This window comes from Stenotrophomonas sp. KH_036_B (assembly GCF_057839485.1).
In genome coordinates this window covers 1257091-1269682 of record NZ_CM174491.1, presented here as the reverse complement: position 1 = coordinate 1269682, position 12592 = coordinate 1257091, and the positions used below count along the sequence as shown (strand labels likewise).

17 protein-coding genes are annotated in these 12592 nt (G+C 67.2%); 11 read left to right on the top strand and 6 right to left on the bottom strand.

Annotation, left to right across the window (positions count from 1 at the left end):
• The first annotated feature begins 12 nt into the window (after positions 1 to 12).
• Together AC3ITN_RS05875 and AC3ITN_RS05870 are read left to right on the top strand one after the other, a co-directional pair.
• Positions 13 to 768: an arginyltransferase gene (locus tag AC3ITN_RS05875; RefSeq protein WP_313343576.1), complete on the top strand. Its 756-nt coding sequence runs from the start codon at positions 13 to 15 to the stop codon at positions 766 to 768.
• 37 nt (positions 769 to 805) lie between these two features.
• Positions 806 to 2011 carry an endonuclease/exonuclease/phosphatase family protein gene (locus AC3ITN_RS05870; RefSeq protein WP_313343574.1) on the top strand — a complete coding sequence of 402 codons (1206 nt, stop codon included), beginning with the start codon at positions 806 to 808 and terminating at the stop codon, positions 2009 to 2011.
• A gap of 151 nt (positions 2012 to 2162) precedes the next feature.
• Here AC3ITN_RS05870 and purT read toward each other — a convergent pair whose 3' ends face one another.
• Positions 2163 to 3347: a formate-dependent phosphoribosylglycinamide formyltransferase gene (gene purT, locus AC3ITN_RS05865; protein ID WP_489392338.1), complete on the bottom strand. Its 1185-nt coding sequence runs from the start codon at positions 3345 to 3347 to the stop codon at positions 2163 to 2165.
• Between the two features lie 138 nt (positions 3348 to 3485).
• On the opposite strand from purT, the gene AC3ITN_RS05860 reads away from it, so the two are divergent.
• The 7 genes from AC3ITN_RS05860 (at position 3486) to AC3ITN_RS05830 (ending at position 7291) form a co-directional block, all read left to right on the top strand.
• Positions 3486 to 4355 (top strand): SPFH domain-containing protein, encoded by an 870-nt coding sequence (locus tag AC3ITN_RS05860; protein WP_489392337.1) that lies wholly within the window; start codon positions 3486 to 3488, stop codon positions 4353 to 4355.
• A 2-nt stretch (positions 4356 to 4357) separates the two neighbouring features.
• Positions 4358 to 4537, top strand: coding sequence for a type II toxin-antitoxin system antitoxin (locus tag AC3ITN_RS05855; RefSeq protein WP_313343568.1), 180 nt, complete (start codon positions 4358 to 4360; stop codon positions 4535 to 4537).
• Positions 4534 to 4710, top strand: a complete 177-nt coding sequence (locus tag AC3ITN_RS05850) for a DUF4177 domain-containing protein (protein ID WP_313343565.1) — start codon at positions 4534 to 4536, stop codon at positions 4708 to 4710. The genes AC3ITN_RS05855 and AC3ITN_RS05850 overlap by 4 nt, the downstream gene beginning before the upstream one ends.
• A gap of 1 nt (position 4711) precedes the next feature.
• The gene (locus AC3ITN_RS05845; protein ID WP_489392336.1) at positions 4712 to 5263 is read left to right on the top strand and encodes a PH domain-containing protein; all 552 of its coding nucleotides are present in this window, start codon (positions 4712 to 4714) and stop codon (positions 5261 to 5263) included.
• Positions 5264 to 5272: 9 nt separating this feature from the next.
• Positions 5273 to 6088: a M15 family metallopeptidase gene (locus tag AC3ITN_RS05840; RefSeq protein ID WP_489392335.1), complete on the top strand. Its 816-nt coding sequence runs from the start codon at positions 5273 to 5275 to the stop codon at positions 6086 to 6088.
• 81 nt (positions 6089 to 6169) lie between these two features.
• Positions 6170 to 6688: a hypothetical protein gene (locus AC3ITN_RS05835; protein WP_489392334.1), complete on the top strand. Its 519-nt coding sequence runs from the start codon at positions 6170 to 6172 to the stop codon at positions 6686 to 6688.
• 66 nt (positions 6689 to 6754) lie between these two features.
• Positions 6755 to 7291 carry a hypothetical protein gene (locus AC3ITN_RS05830; RefSeq protein ID WP_489392333.1) on the top strand — a complete coding sequence of 179 codons (537 nt, stop codon included), beginning with the start codon at positions 6755 to 6757 and terminating at the stop codon, positions 7289 to 7291.
• Positions 7292 to 7333: 42 nt separating this feature from the next.
• Here AC3ITN_RS05830 and AC3ITN_RS05825 read toward each other — a convergent pair whose 3' ends face one another.
• From AC3ITN_RS05825 to AC3ITN_RS05805, 5 genes are all read right to left on the bottom strand, one after another.
• The gene (locus tag AC3ITN_RS05825; RefSeq protein WP_313343551.1) at positions 7334 to 7705 is read right to left on the bottom strand and encodes a DUF423 domain-containing protein; all 372 of its coding nucleotides are present in this window, start codon (positions 7703 to 7705) and stop codon (positions 7334 to 7336) included.
• A gap of 103 nt (positions 7706 to 7808) precedes the next feature.
• A complete protein-coding gene (locus AC3ITN_RS05820) occupies positions 7809 to 8888 on the bottom strand; it encodes a polyketide cyclase (RefSeq protein ID WP_313343548.1) in 1080 nt (359 codons plus the stop codon).
• A 56-nt stretch (positions 8889 to 8944) separates the two neighbouring features.
• A complete protein-coding gene (locus AC3ITN_RS05815; RefSeq protein WP_489392332.1) occupies positions 8945 to 9139 on the bottom strand; it encodes a hypothetical protein in 195 nt (64 codons plus the stop codon).
• A 61-nt stretch (positions 9140 to 9200) separates the two neighbouring features.
• Positions 9201 to 9842, bottom strand: a complete 642-nt coding sequence (locus tag AC3ITN_RS05810; protein WP_313343544.1) for a response regulator — start codon at positions 9840 to 9842, stop codon at positions 9201 to 9203.
• Positions 9842 to 11041, bottom strand: a complete 1200-nt coding sequence (locus AC3ITN_RS05805) for a sensor histidine kinase (protein WP_313343541.1) — start codon at positions 11039 to 11041, stop codon at positions 9842 to 9844. Before AC3ITN_RS05805 ends, AC3ITN_RS05810 begins: the two co-directional genes overlap by 1 nt.
• 137 nt (positions 11042 to 11178) lie before the next feature.
• Here AC3ITN_RS05805 and AC3ITN_RS05800 point away from each other — a divergent pair, with 137 nt between their 5' ends.
• Both AC3ITN_RS05800 and minC read left to right on the top strand, forming a co-directional pair.
• Positions 11179 to 11775 (top strand): GNAT family N-acetyltransferase, encoded by a 597-nt coding sequence (locus AC3ITN_RS05800; protein ID WP_313343538.1) that lies wholly within the window; start codon positions 11179 to 11181, stop codon positions 11773 to 11775.
• Between the two features lie 13 nt (positions 11776 to 11788).
• Positions 11789 to 12571 carry a septum site-determining protein MinC gene (gene minC, locus AC3ITN_RS05795; protein ID WP_489392331.1) on the top strand — a complete coding sequence of 261 codons (783 nt, stop codon included), beginning with the start codon at positions 11789 to 11791 and terminating at the stop codon, positions 12569 to 12571.
• Positions 12572 to 12592: the final 21 nt, after the last annotated feature.

The window sequence follows — 12592 nt, the reverse complement described above, 5'->3', positions numbered from 1 at the left end:
TATGCTGTGGTCATGGCGATCCACACCGACCGCGACGACGAGCTGCGACTGTTCCAGACCGGCGACCACCCCTGTGGTTACTGGCCGGAACGGGCCGCGCGCGACCTGGTGCTGGATCCGAACGATCCGCGCCTGGGCACGCTGTACCCGATGGCACTGAGCTGGGGCTTCCGCCGCTCCGGCGACCTGGTCTACCGCCCGCATTGCGCCAACTGCCACGCCTGCGTGTCGGTGCGCGTGCCGGTGGCGCGCTTCGCCCCCGACCGCAGCCAGCGCCGCTGCCTGGCCCGCAACGACGACCTGGAAGTGCGCATCGTCGCCGCCGAGCAGACCGACGAGCAGTTCGCGCTCTACCACCGCTACCTCACCCATCGCCACGCGAAGGGCGGCATGGACGAGCACGGCCCGCACGAGTTCGACCAGTTCCTGATCGGGCAGTGGTCGCAGGGCCGCTTCCTGGAAATCCGCGGGCCGTCGCAGGACGGCCACCGCGGTGACCTGCTCGCGGTGGCGGTCACCGACGTCACCACCCAGGGCCTGTCGGCGGTCTACACCTTCTTCGACCCCGAGCACGCCCATCGTGGCCTGGGCACCTTCGCGATCCTGCAGCAGATCGCCTGGGCCCGGCGCGAGCAGTTGCCGCACCTGTACCTGGGCTACTGGATCCGCGATCACCGCAAGATGGACTACAAGCGCCGCTTCCGCCCGTTGGAGGCTTACGACGGCCGCCGCTGGCATGAATTCGACGATGCCCGGGACGGGCTCTGACCCGCCACTGCAATGCGCTCCAGTGCAGAATAGCGGGATGAACGCCCATCCCCTGATCCTTGCCCTGGCCCTGCTCTGCGGCGCCTGTGCCCAGTCCCCGACCAAGACCACCGCCATGCCGGATACCGCCTCCGCGCCGCTGCGGATCGCCACCTACAACACCTCGCTGTACAGCGACGAGACCGGCGGCCTGATCGCCGAGCTGGAAGGCGACAGCGCGCACGCGCGCAAGATCGCCGCCGTGCTGCAGCAGGTCCGCCCGGACCTGGTGCTGCTCAACGAATTCGACTACGACGACGCGCATCGCGCCGCCGACCTGTTCCAGCAGCGTTACCTGGAAACGGCCCAGCCGGGTGGCGGCGAGCCGCTGCATTTCGCCTACCGCTACCTGGCGCCGGTCAACACCGGTGTGCAGAGCGGGCTGGACCTGGACAACAACGGGCAGATCGGCGGCGATGGCCGCAACCGTGGCAACGACGCCTGGGGGTACGGCCTGCACCCCGGCCAGTACGGCATGCTGGTGCTGTCGCGCTATCCGATCGATGACGCCCAGGTCCGCAGCTTCCAGCTGCTGAAGTGGAGTGCGATGCCCGGCGCGCTGCGCCCGATCGACCCGCGCACCGGCACGTCGTTCTACAACGACCACGTCTGGTCGCAGCTGCGCCTGTCGTCCAAGTCGCACTGGGACGTGCCGGTGAAGACCCCGAACGGCGTGGTGCATGCCCTGGTCTCGCACCCGACCCCGCCGGTGTTCGACGGCCCGGAAAAGCGCAACGCCGCGCGCAACCACGACGAACTGCGGCTGTGGCGGGACTACCTGTCGGGCGGCGACACGCCGTGGCTGTGCGATGACCGCGGCCAGTGCGGCGGTCTGGCGCAGGATGCACGCTTCGTGATCCTGGGCGACCTCAACAACGACCCGGTGGACGGCGATGGCCGGCATGACGGGATCGTCGAGCTGATCGAGAACCCGCGCGTGCTGCGTTACCCGACCCCGCGCAGCGTGGGCGGTGAGCAGACCAGCCTGGCGTACGCCGAAAAGGGCATCGTCCGGCGCGGCGCGCCGTTCCATGCCACCGGCGATTTCGGCCCGAAGTCGGGCACGATGCGCCTGGACTACGTGTTGCCGTCGGTGGGCTTCAGCTACATCGGCAGCGGGGTGTTCTGGCCGGCCAACGACAGTCCGGAAGCGAAGATCGCCGACGGCAGCGACCACCATCTGGTGTGGGTAGACGTGCAGTAGTGCCGGCCGCTGGCCGGCTCCTGGGGGAACCCTACATCGCCGCAATGCCGGCCGCTGGCCGGCTCCTGGCGAACCCTGCATCGCCGTAGTGCCGGCCGCTGGCCGGCTCCTCGCGAACCCCACATCGTGCGGAGCCGGCCAGCGGCCGGCACTACCGCAGTTCCACCTTGATCGCTTCGGCCGCTTCGCGCGCGATCTTCCGCGCCTGATCGACGTCCTCACCCCGCGCCAGGGTCACACCCACGCGCCGGTGGCCGTGCACGCTGGGCTTGCCGAACAGGCGCAGCGCCGTATCCGGATGCACCAGCGCGGCCTCGACGTTGCTGAAACACGGTACGCCCTCGCCGTGCGCGAGCATGGCGCAGGAAGCCGACGGGCCGCTCTGCCGGATCAGCGGAATCGGCAGGCCAAGGATGGCGCGCGCGTGCAGCGCGAACTCGCTCAGTTCCTGCGATGCCAGGGTCACCAGGCCGGTGTCGTGCGGGCGCGGCGATACCTCGCTGAACCACACGTCGTCGCCCTTCACGAACAGCTCCACCCCGAACAGGCCCCAGCCACCCAGGTCATCGGTGATCGCCTGCGAGATTTCCTCGGCGCGCGCCAGGGCCGCCGGCGACATCGGCTGCGGCTGCCAGCTCTCGCGGTAATCGCCGTCCTTCTGCCAATGCCCGATCGGTGCGCAGAACGAAGTGCCGCCGGCGTGGCGCACGGTCAGCAGCGTGATCTCGTAATCGAAGTCGATGAATCCTTCCACGATGCAGCGGCCGGCACCCGCGCGACCGCCGGTCTGCGCGTATTCCCAGGCCGGCGCGATGTCGGCGTCGCTGCGCAGGGTACTCTGGCCCTTGCCCGAGGACGACATCACCGGCTTGACCACGCACGGCAGGCCAATGGCCGCCACGGCGGCGCGGTACTCGGCCTCGGTGTCCACGAACCGGTACGGCGAGGTCGGCAGGCCCAGCGTCTCGGCCGCCAGGCGGCGGATGCCCTCGCGGTCCATGGTCAGGCGCGCCGCACGCGCGGTCGGCACCACCCGCTGGCCGGTTTCCTGCTCCAGCTGGACCAGCGTCTCGGTGTGGATCGCCTCGATCTCCGGCACGATCAGGTGCGGCTTTTCCGCCGCGATCAGCGCGCGCAGCGCCATCGCGTCGAGCATGTCGATCACGTGCGAGCGGTGGGCTACCTGCATGGCCGGGGCGTCGGCATAGCGATCGGCGGCGATCACTTCCACCCCCAGGCGCTGCAGCTCGATGGCGACCTCCTTGCCCAGTTCGCCAGAGCCCAGCAGCAGGACGCGGGTGGCAGAGGGGGACAGCGGCGTACCGAGCGTGATCATGGCCATTTTCCGGGATGTTGAGCGGGGGGAAGCATTGTAGAGCCACCCCATGGGTGGCTGCGCAGGGCCGCAGCACTTGCGGTAGTGATATCAATTTGATATCACTTATTCAAACCTGCCCCGCCAAGGATGCCCCCCATGAAAGAAAAGCTCGTCCGCTCGCTCTCCGGCCTGCCCTTCCTGCTGGGCGTGCTTGCCCTGCTGGCCGTGGCGGTATGGATGTTCATCATCGGCGTGGAGCGCGGCAACGTCATGCCAGGGCTGCTGTTCGGCAGCGCGGCGCTGGCCATCGTGGCCTCGCTCAGCCTGACCGGCCTGTACACCGTGCAGCCCAACCAGTCGGTGGTGCTGAGCCTGTTCGGCAAGTACGTGGGCACCGTGAAGGACAACGGCCTGCGCTGGAACAACCCGTTCTTCAGCAAGAAAAAGGTCAGCCAGCGCGTGCGCAACTTCGAGAGCGGCAAGCTCAAGGTCAACGAACTGGACGGCAGCCCCATCGAGATCGCCGCGGTGATCGTGTGGCAGGTGGTCGACGCATCCGAGGCGGTCTACAACGTGGACGACTACGAGAGCTTCGTGCACATCCAGTCCGAATCGGCGCTGCGCGCGATGGCCACCAGCTACCCGTACGACCAGCATGAGGACGGCCAGCTCTCGCTGCGCAGCCACGCCGCCGAGATTTCCCAGCATCTCAAGGATGAGCTGGCCGAGCGCCTGGCCGACGCCGGCGTGCAGGTCATCGATGCACGCATCAGCCACCTGGCCTATGCACCGGAAATCGCCCAGGCGATGCTGCAGCGCCAGCAGGCCAACGCGGTGATCGCCGCACGCACGCGCATCGTGGCCGGCGCGGTCGGCATGGTCGAAATGGCGCTGCTCGAACTGCAGAAGAACGGCGTGGTGCAGCTGGATGAGGAACGCAAGGCGCAGATGGTGGGCAACCTGCTCACCGTGCTGTGCTCGGACCGTGGCACCCAGCCGATCGTCAACGCCGGTTCGTTGTACTGAGCATGAGCGACAAGAAAGCCTACCCGCTGCGAATCAATGCCGATGTGCTGGCAGCGGCGCAACGCTGGGCCGACGACGAACTGCGCAGCCTCAACGCGCAGATCGAATATGTGCTGCGCGATGCATTGCGCAAGGCGGGACGCCTTCCCAAGCCCGCACCCACCCCGGAGAGCAAGGAATGAGCAAGCGCTGGAGCTATCTGACCGTCGAAGTGAAGCCCTCATGGACCGGATTGAAGCCGGAGGAAATACAGGCTGAGCTCAACCGCCACGGCCAGCTCGGCTGGGAACTGGTGAACGCGCTGGTACCAACGCCCATGGGCGTGGCCCTGCTGGTCTTCAAGAAGGAGCTCTGACATGCACCGCACGCACGCTGCCCACATCGACTTCGCGGTAGCCGCTGCACCGGTGGGGCGCCTGCTGTGGGTGTGGGTTCCGATGCTGGGCGTTGCCGCCCTGATCGTGGCCACCACGCTGCAGTCCGCGCAGCGCACCCCGCATGAGCTCGGCTTCACCCTGCCCTTCGTGCTGCTGGTGGCCGGCTTGCTGACCTGGGCGTTCTTCCGCCGCCGCATCGCCATTGAAGAGGATGCGCTGGTGGTGGTGTCCACGTTCTATCGCCGGCGCGTCGCGGTCGCCTCGCTGGACCTAGCGCAGGCACGGATCGTCGACCTGGCCGAGCAGCCCCAGTACAAGCCGGGCTTGAAGACCAATGGATACGGCATGCCCGGCTTCCAGTCCGGCCACTACCGGCTGGGTGGACGCAAGGCGTTCTGCCTGATCACCGACGCCAGCCGCGTGCTGTACCTGCCGCTGCGCGACGACAGCGTGCTGCTGCTCAGCCCCGAACAGCCGCGCGCCCTGCTGGAGGCCCTGCAGGCGCTGGCCGTGCCTGCCCGCGCGCACTAAGCTGGTCCCATGCGCCGATCCCCTGCCCTGCTGATCAACACCGCCGACATCGAACTGTGGCCCGGCGGCCTGTTGCGCGCGCGCGGCAATGCCGACGCGCGTGCGCTGGCGAAGGCGCGCTGGGTGCTGCGGCGCAAGCGGGATGGCCGCTACCTGGCCGCCGCCACCGCGCAGGGACTGCTGCCGCTGGTGCCGCGGCTGATGCGCGAACCCGGCATCGAAGCCGCACTGGACGTGCTCGACCTGGCCCTGCACGGCACCCAGCGCGCGCATGCGGCGGATGCGCTGCTGCCGCTGAGCGGCCTGCAGCAGCGCCTGCAGCAACTGGGTATCGATGCCGACCGCTACGAACACGAAACCGGCTTGGCGCTGGAGGCCGAACCGGCGCGGTTGGCGCTGGCCGGGTTCGACCGTTATCGGCGGCCGTTGTGGCTGCTGCAGGGTGCCGCGCGCGCGTGGCAGCGGATGCACGCCCATGCAGCGCGCGAGGGCATCGTGCTGGACGCCGTCTCCGGCTACCGCAGCCACGACTACCAGCTGGGCATCTTTGACCGCAAACGCGCGCGTGGGCTCGACGTGGCCGACATCCTGCAGGTCAACGCCGCACCGGGCTACAGCGAACACCACAGCGGCCGTGCGCTGGATATCAGCTGCCCCGGCGAACCGCCGGCCGAAGAGAGCTTCGAGACGACCCCGGCCTTCGCATGGCTGGTCCAGCATGCTGGCGCGCATGGTTTCCGGTTGAGCTACCCGCGCGACAACCCGCACGGCATCGTCTACGAACCCTGGCACTGGTGCTGGCAGCAAACCGGGGCCGACGCGTAACGCAGCCACGCAAGGCGTGGCTCTACTCAATTCATACATCTGCCGTTAAGCTTCGTGGTACATCCAAAGGAAGACCACGTCATGGAAGACAACAGCCCGTATCAGGCCAGTTCGGTGGCATCTGTCGCGCCGCCATCCGGCCGACTCGACTGGCGCGATGAGGCGCCCCGCGAGATCACCAGCCCCATCAAACACATGGCGATCCTGCTGGCCGTCGCCGGCGTACTGGCGCTGATCGCCAGTGTCGTGCCGTTCTTCGGCAGCCGGTCGCTCGAACCGATGTTGATGGCGCTTGCCTTGGGCCTGACCTCGATCTATCTGCTGCTGGCCTACGGGGTCTACAAGCGCAGCCGCGTCGTGGCCAGCGTGGTACTGGCGTTCTGGTGCCTGTCGGCATTGGGCACGCTGCTGAAGATCGTCGGTGGACAAGGCGGGCTCACGGGCATTGGCTTCACCGTGATCTTCGGCTTTGTCAGCATCCGCGGCACGCTCGCCACCTTCCGCTATCACCGCCACCTGGCCAACGTCCGCATCCGCCCGGCGCGCACGCGCCTGAGCGACGACCCCGCGTTCGCGCCCAAGATCGACACCGCGCTGTAGAGCGACGCCATGCGTCGCTGACGCAGACCGGTACCGCTACCCCAGCAAGGAAAAGGAATCCGCCGCATGCACACGGACAGTCCCTACCAAGCCAGCCAGCTCGCGGTCGCACCCGACCACGAGCAGTTGCGCGCCAACCAGCTTCCACACGCAATCGGTGGACCGGTCAAACACCTGTGGGTGCTCGCCCGCGTGCTCTGCGCGTTGGCCCTGCTGGCCAGCATCGCTGCGGTGGCCACGCAGTGGGGCAACTTCCGCGATGGCACCCTCTCGCTGCTCATGCTGCTGCTATCGGCAGGCGGGATACTGGTCGACGCCGTGGTGTTTGCCGGGCTTTCGTGGGGCATACGACGCTACAGCCGGGCGGCGGCGTGCGCGATGCTGGGTTACTACCTGCTGGGCCAGTTGCTGTTCGTGTTCCAGAACCAGTCCTTCGTCCTGGTCCGGCTGGCGATCGTGATCGTGGTATCGCTGATCTGCGTGCGAGGCATCCGTGCCACGTTCGCCTACCACCGGCACGCGGCGGCCGAGAAAGGTCGTCCGCCGCGCGCACGACTCAGCGACGACCCGGCCTTCGCACCGAAGATCGACACCGCGCCGTAGAGCGACGCCATGCGTCGCTGACCCGCACCGGCACCGCCCCGCTCAACGCCGCAGCGCGTTGAGTCCGTACGCCACCCAGCCCAGCATGAGGGCCGTACCGCCCACCGGGGCCAGCCCCGTGCTCACCTGCCACAGCGCACCGGCAACCAGGCTGCCGGAGAACAGCAGCGTGCCCAGCAGCAGGACGTAGAGCGCCAGCTTGCCCACGCTGTTCTGCTGGGTCGGACCCAGGACCGCCAGCGCCACGCCGTGGCCGAAGGCGAACAGCGCCGCCGTGTTCACGTGCGACTGCGCCAGCGGCTCGGCAATGCCATGCGACGCGTAGGCCGACAGGCCAACCGCAGTGGCAGCCAGCAGGCCGCCAAGGCAGGCCAGCAGGGAGGGTTTACGCGCACGTCGTTCCAGGTTGAGCATGCCTGCATCCTTCTGGGTGGGCCCCCGGCCAGGAGCCAAAAAAAAACGCGCCGCAGGGAGCGGCGCGTTTTCTGTTCTACGTTACATCCGGGCAACCGTCGGATTACTTGACGGCCCAGTAGATGTCGTAGGTCGCTTCCGGCGTGAACGACTTCTCCACGCCTGCGTTCCAGGACTCATACGGACGGTCGATCACTTCGTTGCCACCGGTCACAGCCCAGGCACGCAGCGCGTTGCGGGCGATGTCCAGGCCAGCCATGTGGCCGGTGTACTTCGCATGCGCGGTGCGGTGCGGAGCCACGTGCACGTACTTGACCGGCGCACCACCATCGATCTTCACCGTCAGGGCTTCAGCCGAAGCGCCTTCGGTACCCTTCTTCTTGACCGGCTGGGCCACGTCGAAGGCGTACTTCTCCTGACCGAAGTCAGTGGTGATGATGCGGAACGGACCGGCGGCTTCGAGGTCATTGGCCTCCATGACGCGCTTGATCCACTCCTGGTTGTCCTTGATGGACTTGGTGATGGTCGCTTCGCCGCGATCGACGTTGCCCGCAGTGACGATCAGCAGGTCTTCGGCCGGGGCATCAATGATGGCCAGGTCGGTGAGCGGCGCTTCGGCAGTGCGGTAGTCGATGTTCGGCACGGTGGCCAGCATGTTGGCCATGCGCGACAGACCCAGCTTCAGGTCGTCACCGACGTGACGGCTGACGTACAGGCCCGCATAACGACCGAACAGGTTGAAGCCGTACTTGATGCTGTAGTCCTGCGTGATCTTGACGTTGCGGCCACCCTTGCCGGTCGGCTCGAGGGTGAAGCTGGTCTTCTTGTCGTGGCCCTTGGACGGGTCCTCGATGGCGATCGCCACGCGCTTGTTCGGCTCGGACTCGGTGATCTCCCAGCTGCCCTGGCCCAGCGACGCTTCCTTGGAGGAATAGTCCAGGCGGGCGCCCACGCCGGAGGCGGGGCCGGAATGCTTCAGTTCAACGGCGGGATCACGCAGCAGGAGCGGGTTCCAGTCCTTGAAGCGGCGCAGGCTGTTGACCGTGTCGTACACGATCGTCATCTTGCGGTTGGTCTCGATGCTTTCGGTAATGTGTCGCTCGCCCGGCAGCACAACGCCAATGATGACGAACAGGCCAGCCACGATCCCCAAGGCGATCAGGAACTCGATAATACGGGTCATTCAGGAGTCTCCGGGGCCGATCCCACGGCCGGGTTGATTGAAGCGAAGCGCCAATCCTAGCAGGCTTCGCGGGTGTTGTAGATCAGGATTGGCGCACCGGTTTCCATACCGGCAGCGGTTTTGAATAGACAAGGAGCGGAAAGATAGCGCATCACGCGGGCCAGCATGTGGCCGTCGGTGATATTTATTTGCCGGTTTCGGCGAAGGTGTCTTGAGCGCCAGCCGCAGGCCTTGTGCCACAAGGCTTTCAACTGGCGTTCATGTTCAACATCGAAACGGCCGACCGTGCTGCGCCGGCCATTTCGCGCGTCCTCAGACCAGCTGCAGCTCGAACGCCTTGAGCACCGCGCGGGTCCGGTCGCGCACCCCCAGCTTGGACAGGATGTTGGAGACGTGGTTCTTGATGGTCCCTTCGGCCACGCCCAGCGAGTTGGCGATCTCCTTGTTGGAGAAGCCGCTGGCCATCAGCCGGAGGATCTCGGTCTCGCGGTCGGTCAGCGGGTCCGGGCGGTCCAGGCTGACAAACTCGTTGCGCATGTGTTCCAGCCCGGACAACAGGCGCTGGGTCACCGCCGGCTGCACCAGCGAGCCGCCATCGGCGACGGTGCGGATCGCACCGACCAGCTGGTCCAGGGTGACATCCTTGAGCAGATACCCCTTGGCACCCGCCTTCAGGCCGGCCAGCACCAGCTGGTCGTCGTCGAAGGTGGTCAGGATGATGGTGGGCGGCAGCTGATTCAGCCGCGACAGCATCTGCAGCGCCTCCAGGCCGGACATCACCGGCATGCGCATGTCCATCAGCACCACGTCCGGGCGCACCTGCGGCACCAGCTCGACGGCCTGGCGACCATCGGCCGCCTCGGCCACCACTTCGATCCCGGCGTCCAGCGCGAGCAGCGAGCGGATCCCCTGCCGCACCAGGGTTTGGTCGTCGACCAGGCAGACGCGAATCATCAACGCACTCCTTCCAGGATGGCACCCAGCATCAGCACTGGCACGCCGGGGACCGAGGCACGCAGGCGGAAGCCCTTGCCCCGGTGGGTTTCTATCTGCAGCTCACCGCCGCATTGTTGCAGGCGCTCGCGCATTCCGCGCAGCCCGTTGCCGATGACGATGCCATCGGCACCCACCCCGTCATCATGCGCCTGTACTACCACCTGCCCCGGGGGTTCCCGGCGCACCTGGATCCACAGGTTGCGGGCGCGCGCATGGCGCACCGCGTTGGTGATGATTTCCTGGGTGCAGCGCAGCAGCACGTGGGCCTGTTCGGGGTCCTCCACGCTCAGCGGCTCTTCGATGTCCAGATGGATGTCCAGCGACGGCACCTGTTCGGTCAGCGGACGCAGCGCGGCGGCCAGGTCGATGGCGCCACTGTCGCGCAGCTGGCTGACCGCCTCGCGCACGTCGGTGAGCAGCAGCTTGGCCAGGGTGTGGGCTTGATGCACGTGCTCCTGCGCCTGGCCCTCGGTGATGTGGCCGGCCACTTCCAGGTTCAGGCTGAGCGCGGTGAGGTGGTGGCCGAGCAGGTCGTGCAGCTCGCGGGAGATGCGGGTGCGCTCGTTGACCCGGGCGCTTTCGGCCAGCAGCACGCGGGTGGCGCGCAGTTCGGTATTGAGCCGGCGCTGTTCCTCGCGGGCGTCGGTCTGCTGCCGGGCGACCAGGCTGGTCACGAAGATGAACATGGAGAAGCCGCCATACAGCAGCGACTGCATCACCGCCTCGAACAGCGAGAACGGCAGGAACAGGTAGTACACCGGCGCCACGGCCAGCTGGCTGACCAGCAGCCAGATCACCCCCACCCGCGCCGGCAGCATCCAGGGGATGACCCCGGCGGCGACCATCATCAGGATGCTGCCCAGGCCCGAGCCGCTGAGGAAGCTCACCGCCAGCGCCGAGATGGTCAGCAGCACCAGGATGGCGCGGTCGTACCAGGCCGAGTGGCCGCCGTTGCGCAGGCCGCGGGTCAGCCACAGGTAGCCGCCGCCGAAGGCCAGGTAGGCCAGGAACAGCAGCAGCGCGGGCACGTCGACGCCGCCGCCGCTGCGTTTCACCAGCGCTTCGTACTGGGAATAGACCAGCGGCAAGCCAAGCATGACCCAGGTAAACAGGCCGGCCAGTCGCAGTACTCGGGTTTGGCTGAGGTATCCCAACATGGACGCATCTTAGGCTGAACCTGCCCCGCTGCATCCGGACATAAGTCATGCCTGGCCTGTGCCCTGCCCGGCCACCCATGCAATAATCCCCCGCAGGGCCCTGAGAGGGGCCAACCGCGTTACCCCACGGAGTCACAATGTCGATTGTCATCCGCGACGTGCGCGAGCACGAGCTCGATTCCGTCCTGGCCCTGAACAACAACGCTGGCCTGGCCATCCTTCCGCTGGATGCCGCCCGCCTGCGCCTGTTCTATGAAACCGCTGAATATTTCCGCGTCGCCGAGCGCGACGGCAACCTGGCCGGTTTCCTGATCGGTTTTGGCAGCGACAGCCAGCACGACAGCAGCAACTTCGCCTGGTTCAAGCAGCACCTGTCCAGCACATTCTTCTATATCGACCGCATCGTGGTGGCCAGCCGCCGCCGCGGTGGTGGCGTGGGCCGCGCGTTCTACGCCGATGCCCAGAGCTATGCCGAGCTGCGCTTCCCGCAGCTGACCTGCGAAGTGTTCCTGGACCACGGCGCCGACGCGGCGCTGCTGTTCCATGGCAGCTTCGGTTTCCGCGAGGTCGGGCAGAACACCATGGCGCACGTGGACGTGCGCGCCAGCATGCTGCTCAAGGACCTGTGCAGTTACCAGTGGGTGCATGACACCTACGGCGACACGCTGCCCGACGTGCCCTGGGTGGGCCATCGTCGCGAGCCGCTGCGCGCGCAACGACCGACGGGGACCTGAAGTGGCGGCGAACATGGATTTTGAACAGGCCGGTGAACTGAAGATCGGCCAGGTGGGTATCGCCAACCTGCGCATCCGCACCCTGGATGTGGAACGTCTCACCAAGGAAATGCACGACCGGGTGGCCCGCGCGCCGAAGCTGTTTGGCCGCGCGGCCGTCATCCTGGACTTCGGCGGCCTGAGCCGCATGCCCGACGTGGCGACCGCGCAGGCGTTGCTGGATGGCCTGCGCAGCGCCGGCGTGCTGCCGGTGGCGCTGGCCTACGGCAGCAACGACACCGACCTGCTCTCGCAGCAGTTGGGGCTGCCGCTGCTGGCCAAGTTCCGCGCCCAGTACGAGCGCGCCGAAGGTGAACCGGCTGCGGTGGCACCTGCGCCTGCGCCCGCCCCCGCCGCGGAGCCGGTGCGTCGCGCACGCGCGGCCGCAGCGCCGGCACCGGCCGCGCCGGACGCAGCCCATGCGCCGTCGCCGGGCCGCATGCAGACCAGCAATGTCCGCTCGGGACAGCAGCTGTATGCCGAAAACTGCGACCTGACGGTCATGGCCACGGTCGGCGCGGGTGCCGAAGTGATCGCCGATGGCAGCATCCATATTTACGGTACGCTGCGGGGCCGTGCCCTGGCAGGTGCCCAGGGCAATACCACGGCGCGTATTTTCTGCCGTGACTTCCACGCTGAACTGGTCGCCATTGCCGGCCATTACAAGGTACTGGACGATGTTCCCGACACCCTGCGCGGCAAGGCCGTGCAGGTGTGGCTGGAACAGGACCAGATCAAGATCGCGGCGCTGGACTGAGCCAGCACCCAAACAAAAGAA

Excerpts from the sequence above, each read along its gene's own strand:
- AC3ITN_RS05875 (WP_313343576.1), top strand. The coding sequence starts at position 13 with ATGGCGATCCACACCGACCGCGACGACGAGCTGCGACTGTTCCAGACC.
- AC3ITN_RS05870 (WP_313343574.1), top strand. The coding sequence starts at position 806 with ATGAACGCCCATCCCCTGATCCTTGCCCTGGCCCTGCTCTGCGGCGCC.
- purT (WP_489392338.1), bottom strand. The coding sequence starts at position 3,347 with ATGATCACGCTCGGTACGCCGCTGTCCCCCTCTGCCACCCGCGTCCTG.
- AC3ITN_RS05860 (WP_489392337.1), top strand. The coding sequence starts at position 3,486 with ATGAAAGAAAAGCTCGTCCGCTCGCTCTCCGGCCTGCCCTTCCTGCTG.
- AC3ITN_RS05855 (WP_313343568.1), top strand. The coding sequence starts at position 4,358 with ATGAGCGACAAGAAAGCCTACCCGCTGCGAATCAATGCCGATGTGCTG.
- AC3ITN_RS05850 (WP_313343565.1), top strand. The coding sequence starts at position 4,534 with ATGAGCAAGCGCTGGAGCTATCTGACCGTCGAAGTGAAGCCCTCATGG.
- AC3ITN_RS05845 (WP_489392336.1), top strand. The coding sequence starts at position 4,712 with ATGCACCGCACGCACGCTGCCCACATCGACTTCGCGGTAGCCGCTGCA.
- AC3ITN_RS05840 (WP_489392335.1), top strand. The coding sequence starts at position 5,273 with ATGCGCCGATCCCCTGCCCTGCTGATCAACACCGCCGACATCGAACTG.
- AC3ITN_RS05835 (WP_489392334.1), top strand. The coding sequence starts at position 6,170 with ATGGAAGACAACAGCCCGTATCAGGCCAGTTCGGTGGCATCTGTCGCG.
- AC3ITN_RS05830 (WP_489392333.1), top strand. The coding sequence starts at position 6,755 with ATGCACACGGACAGTCCCTACCAAGCCAGCCAGCTCGCGGTCGCACCC.
- AC3ITN_RS05825 (WP_313343551.1), bottom strand. The coding sequence starts at position 7,705 with ATGCTCAACCTGGAACGACGTGCGCGTAAACCCTCCCTGCTGGCCTGC.
- AC3ITN_RS05820 (WP_313343548.1), bottom strand. The coding sequence starts at position 8,888 with ATGACCCGTATTATCGAGTTCCTGATCGCCTTGGGGATCGTGGCTGGC.
- AC3ITN_RS05810 (WP_313343544.1), bottom strand. The coding sequence starts at position 9,842 with ATGATTCGCGTCTGCCTGGTCGACGACCAAACCCTGGTGCGGCAGGGG.
- AC3ITN_RS05805 (WP_313343541.1), bottom strand. The coding sequence starts at position 11,041 with ATGTTGGGATACCTCAGCCAAACCCGAGTACTGCGACTGGCCGGCCTG.
- AC3ITN_RS05800 (WP_313343538.1), top strand. The coding sequence starts at position 11,179 with ATGTCGATTGTCATCCGCGACGTGCGCGAGCACGAGCTCGATTCCGTC.
- minC (WP_489392331.1), top strand. The coding sequence starts at position 11,789 with ATGGATTTTGAACAGGCCGGTGAACTGAAGATCGGCCAGGTGGGTATC.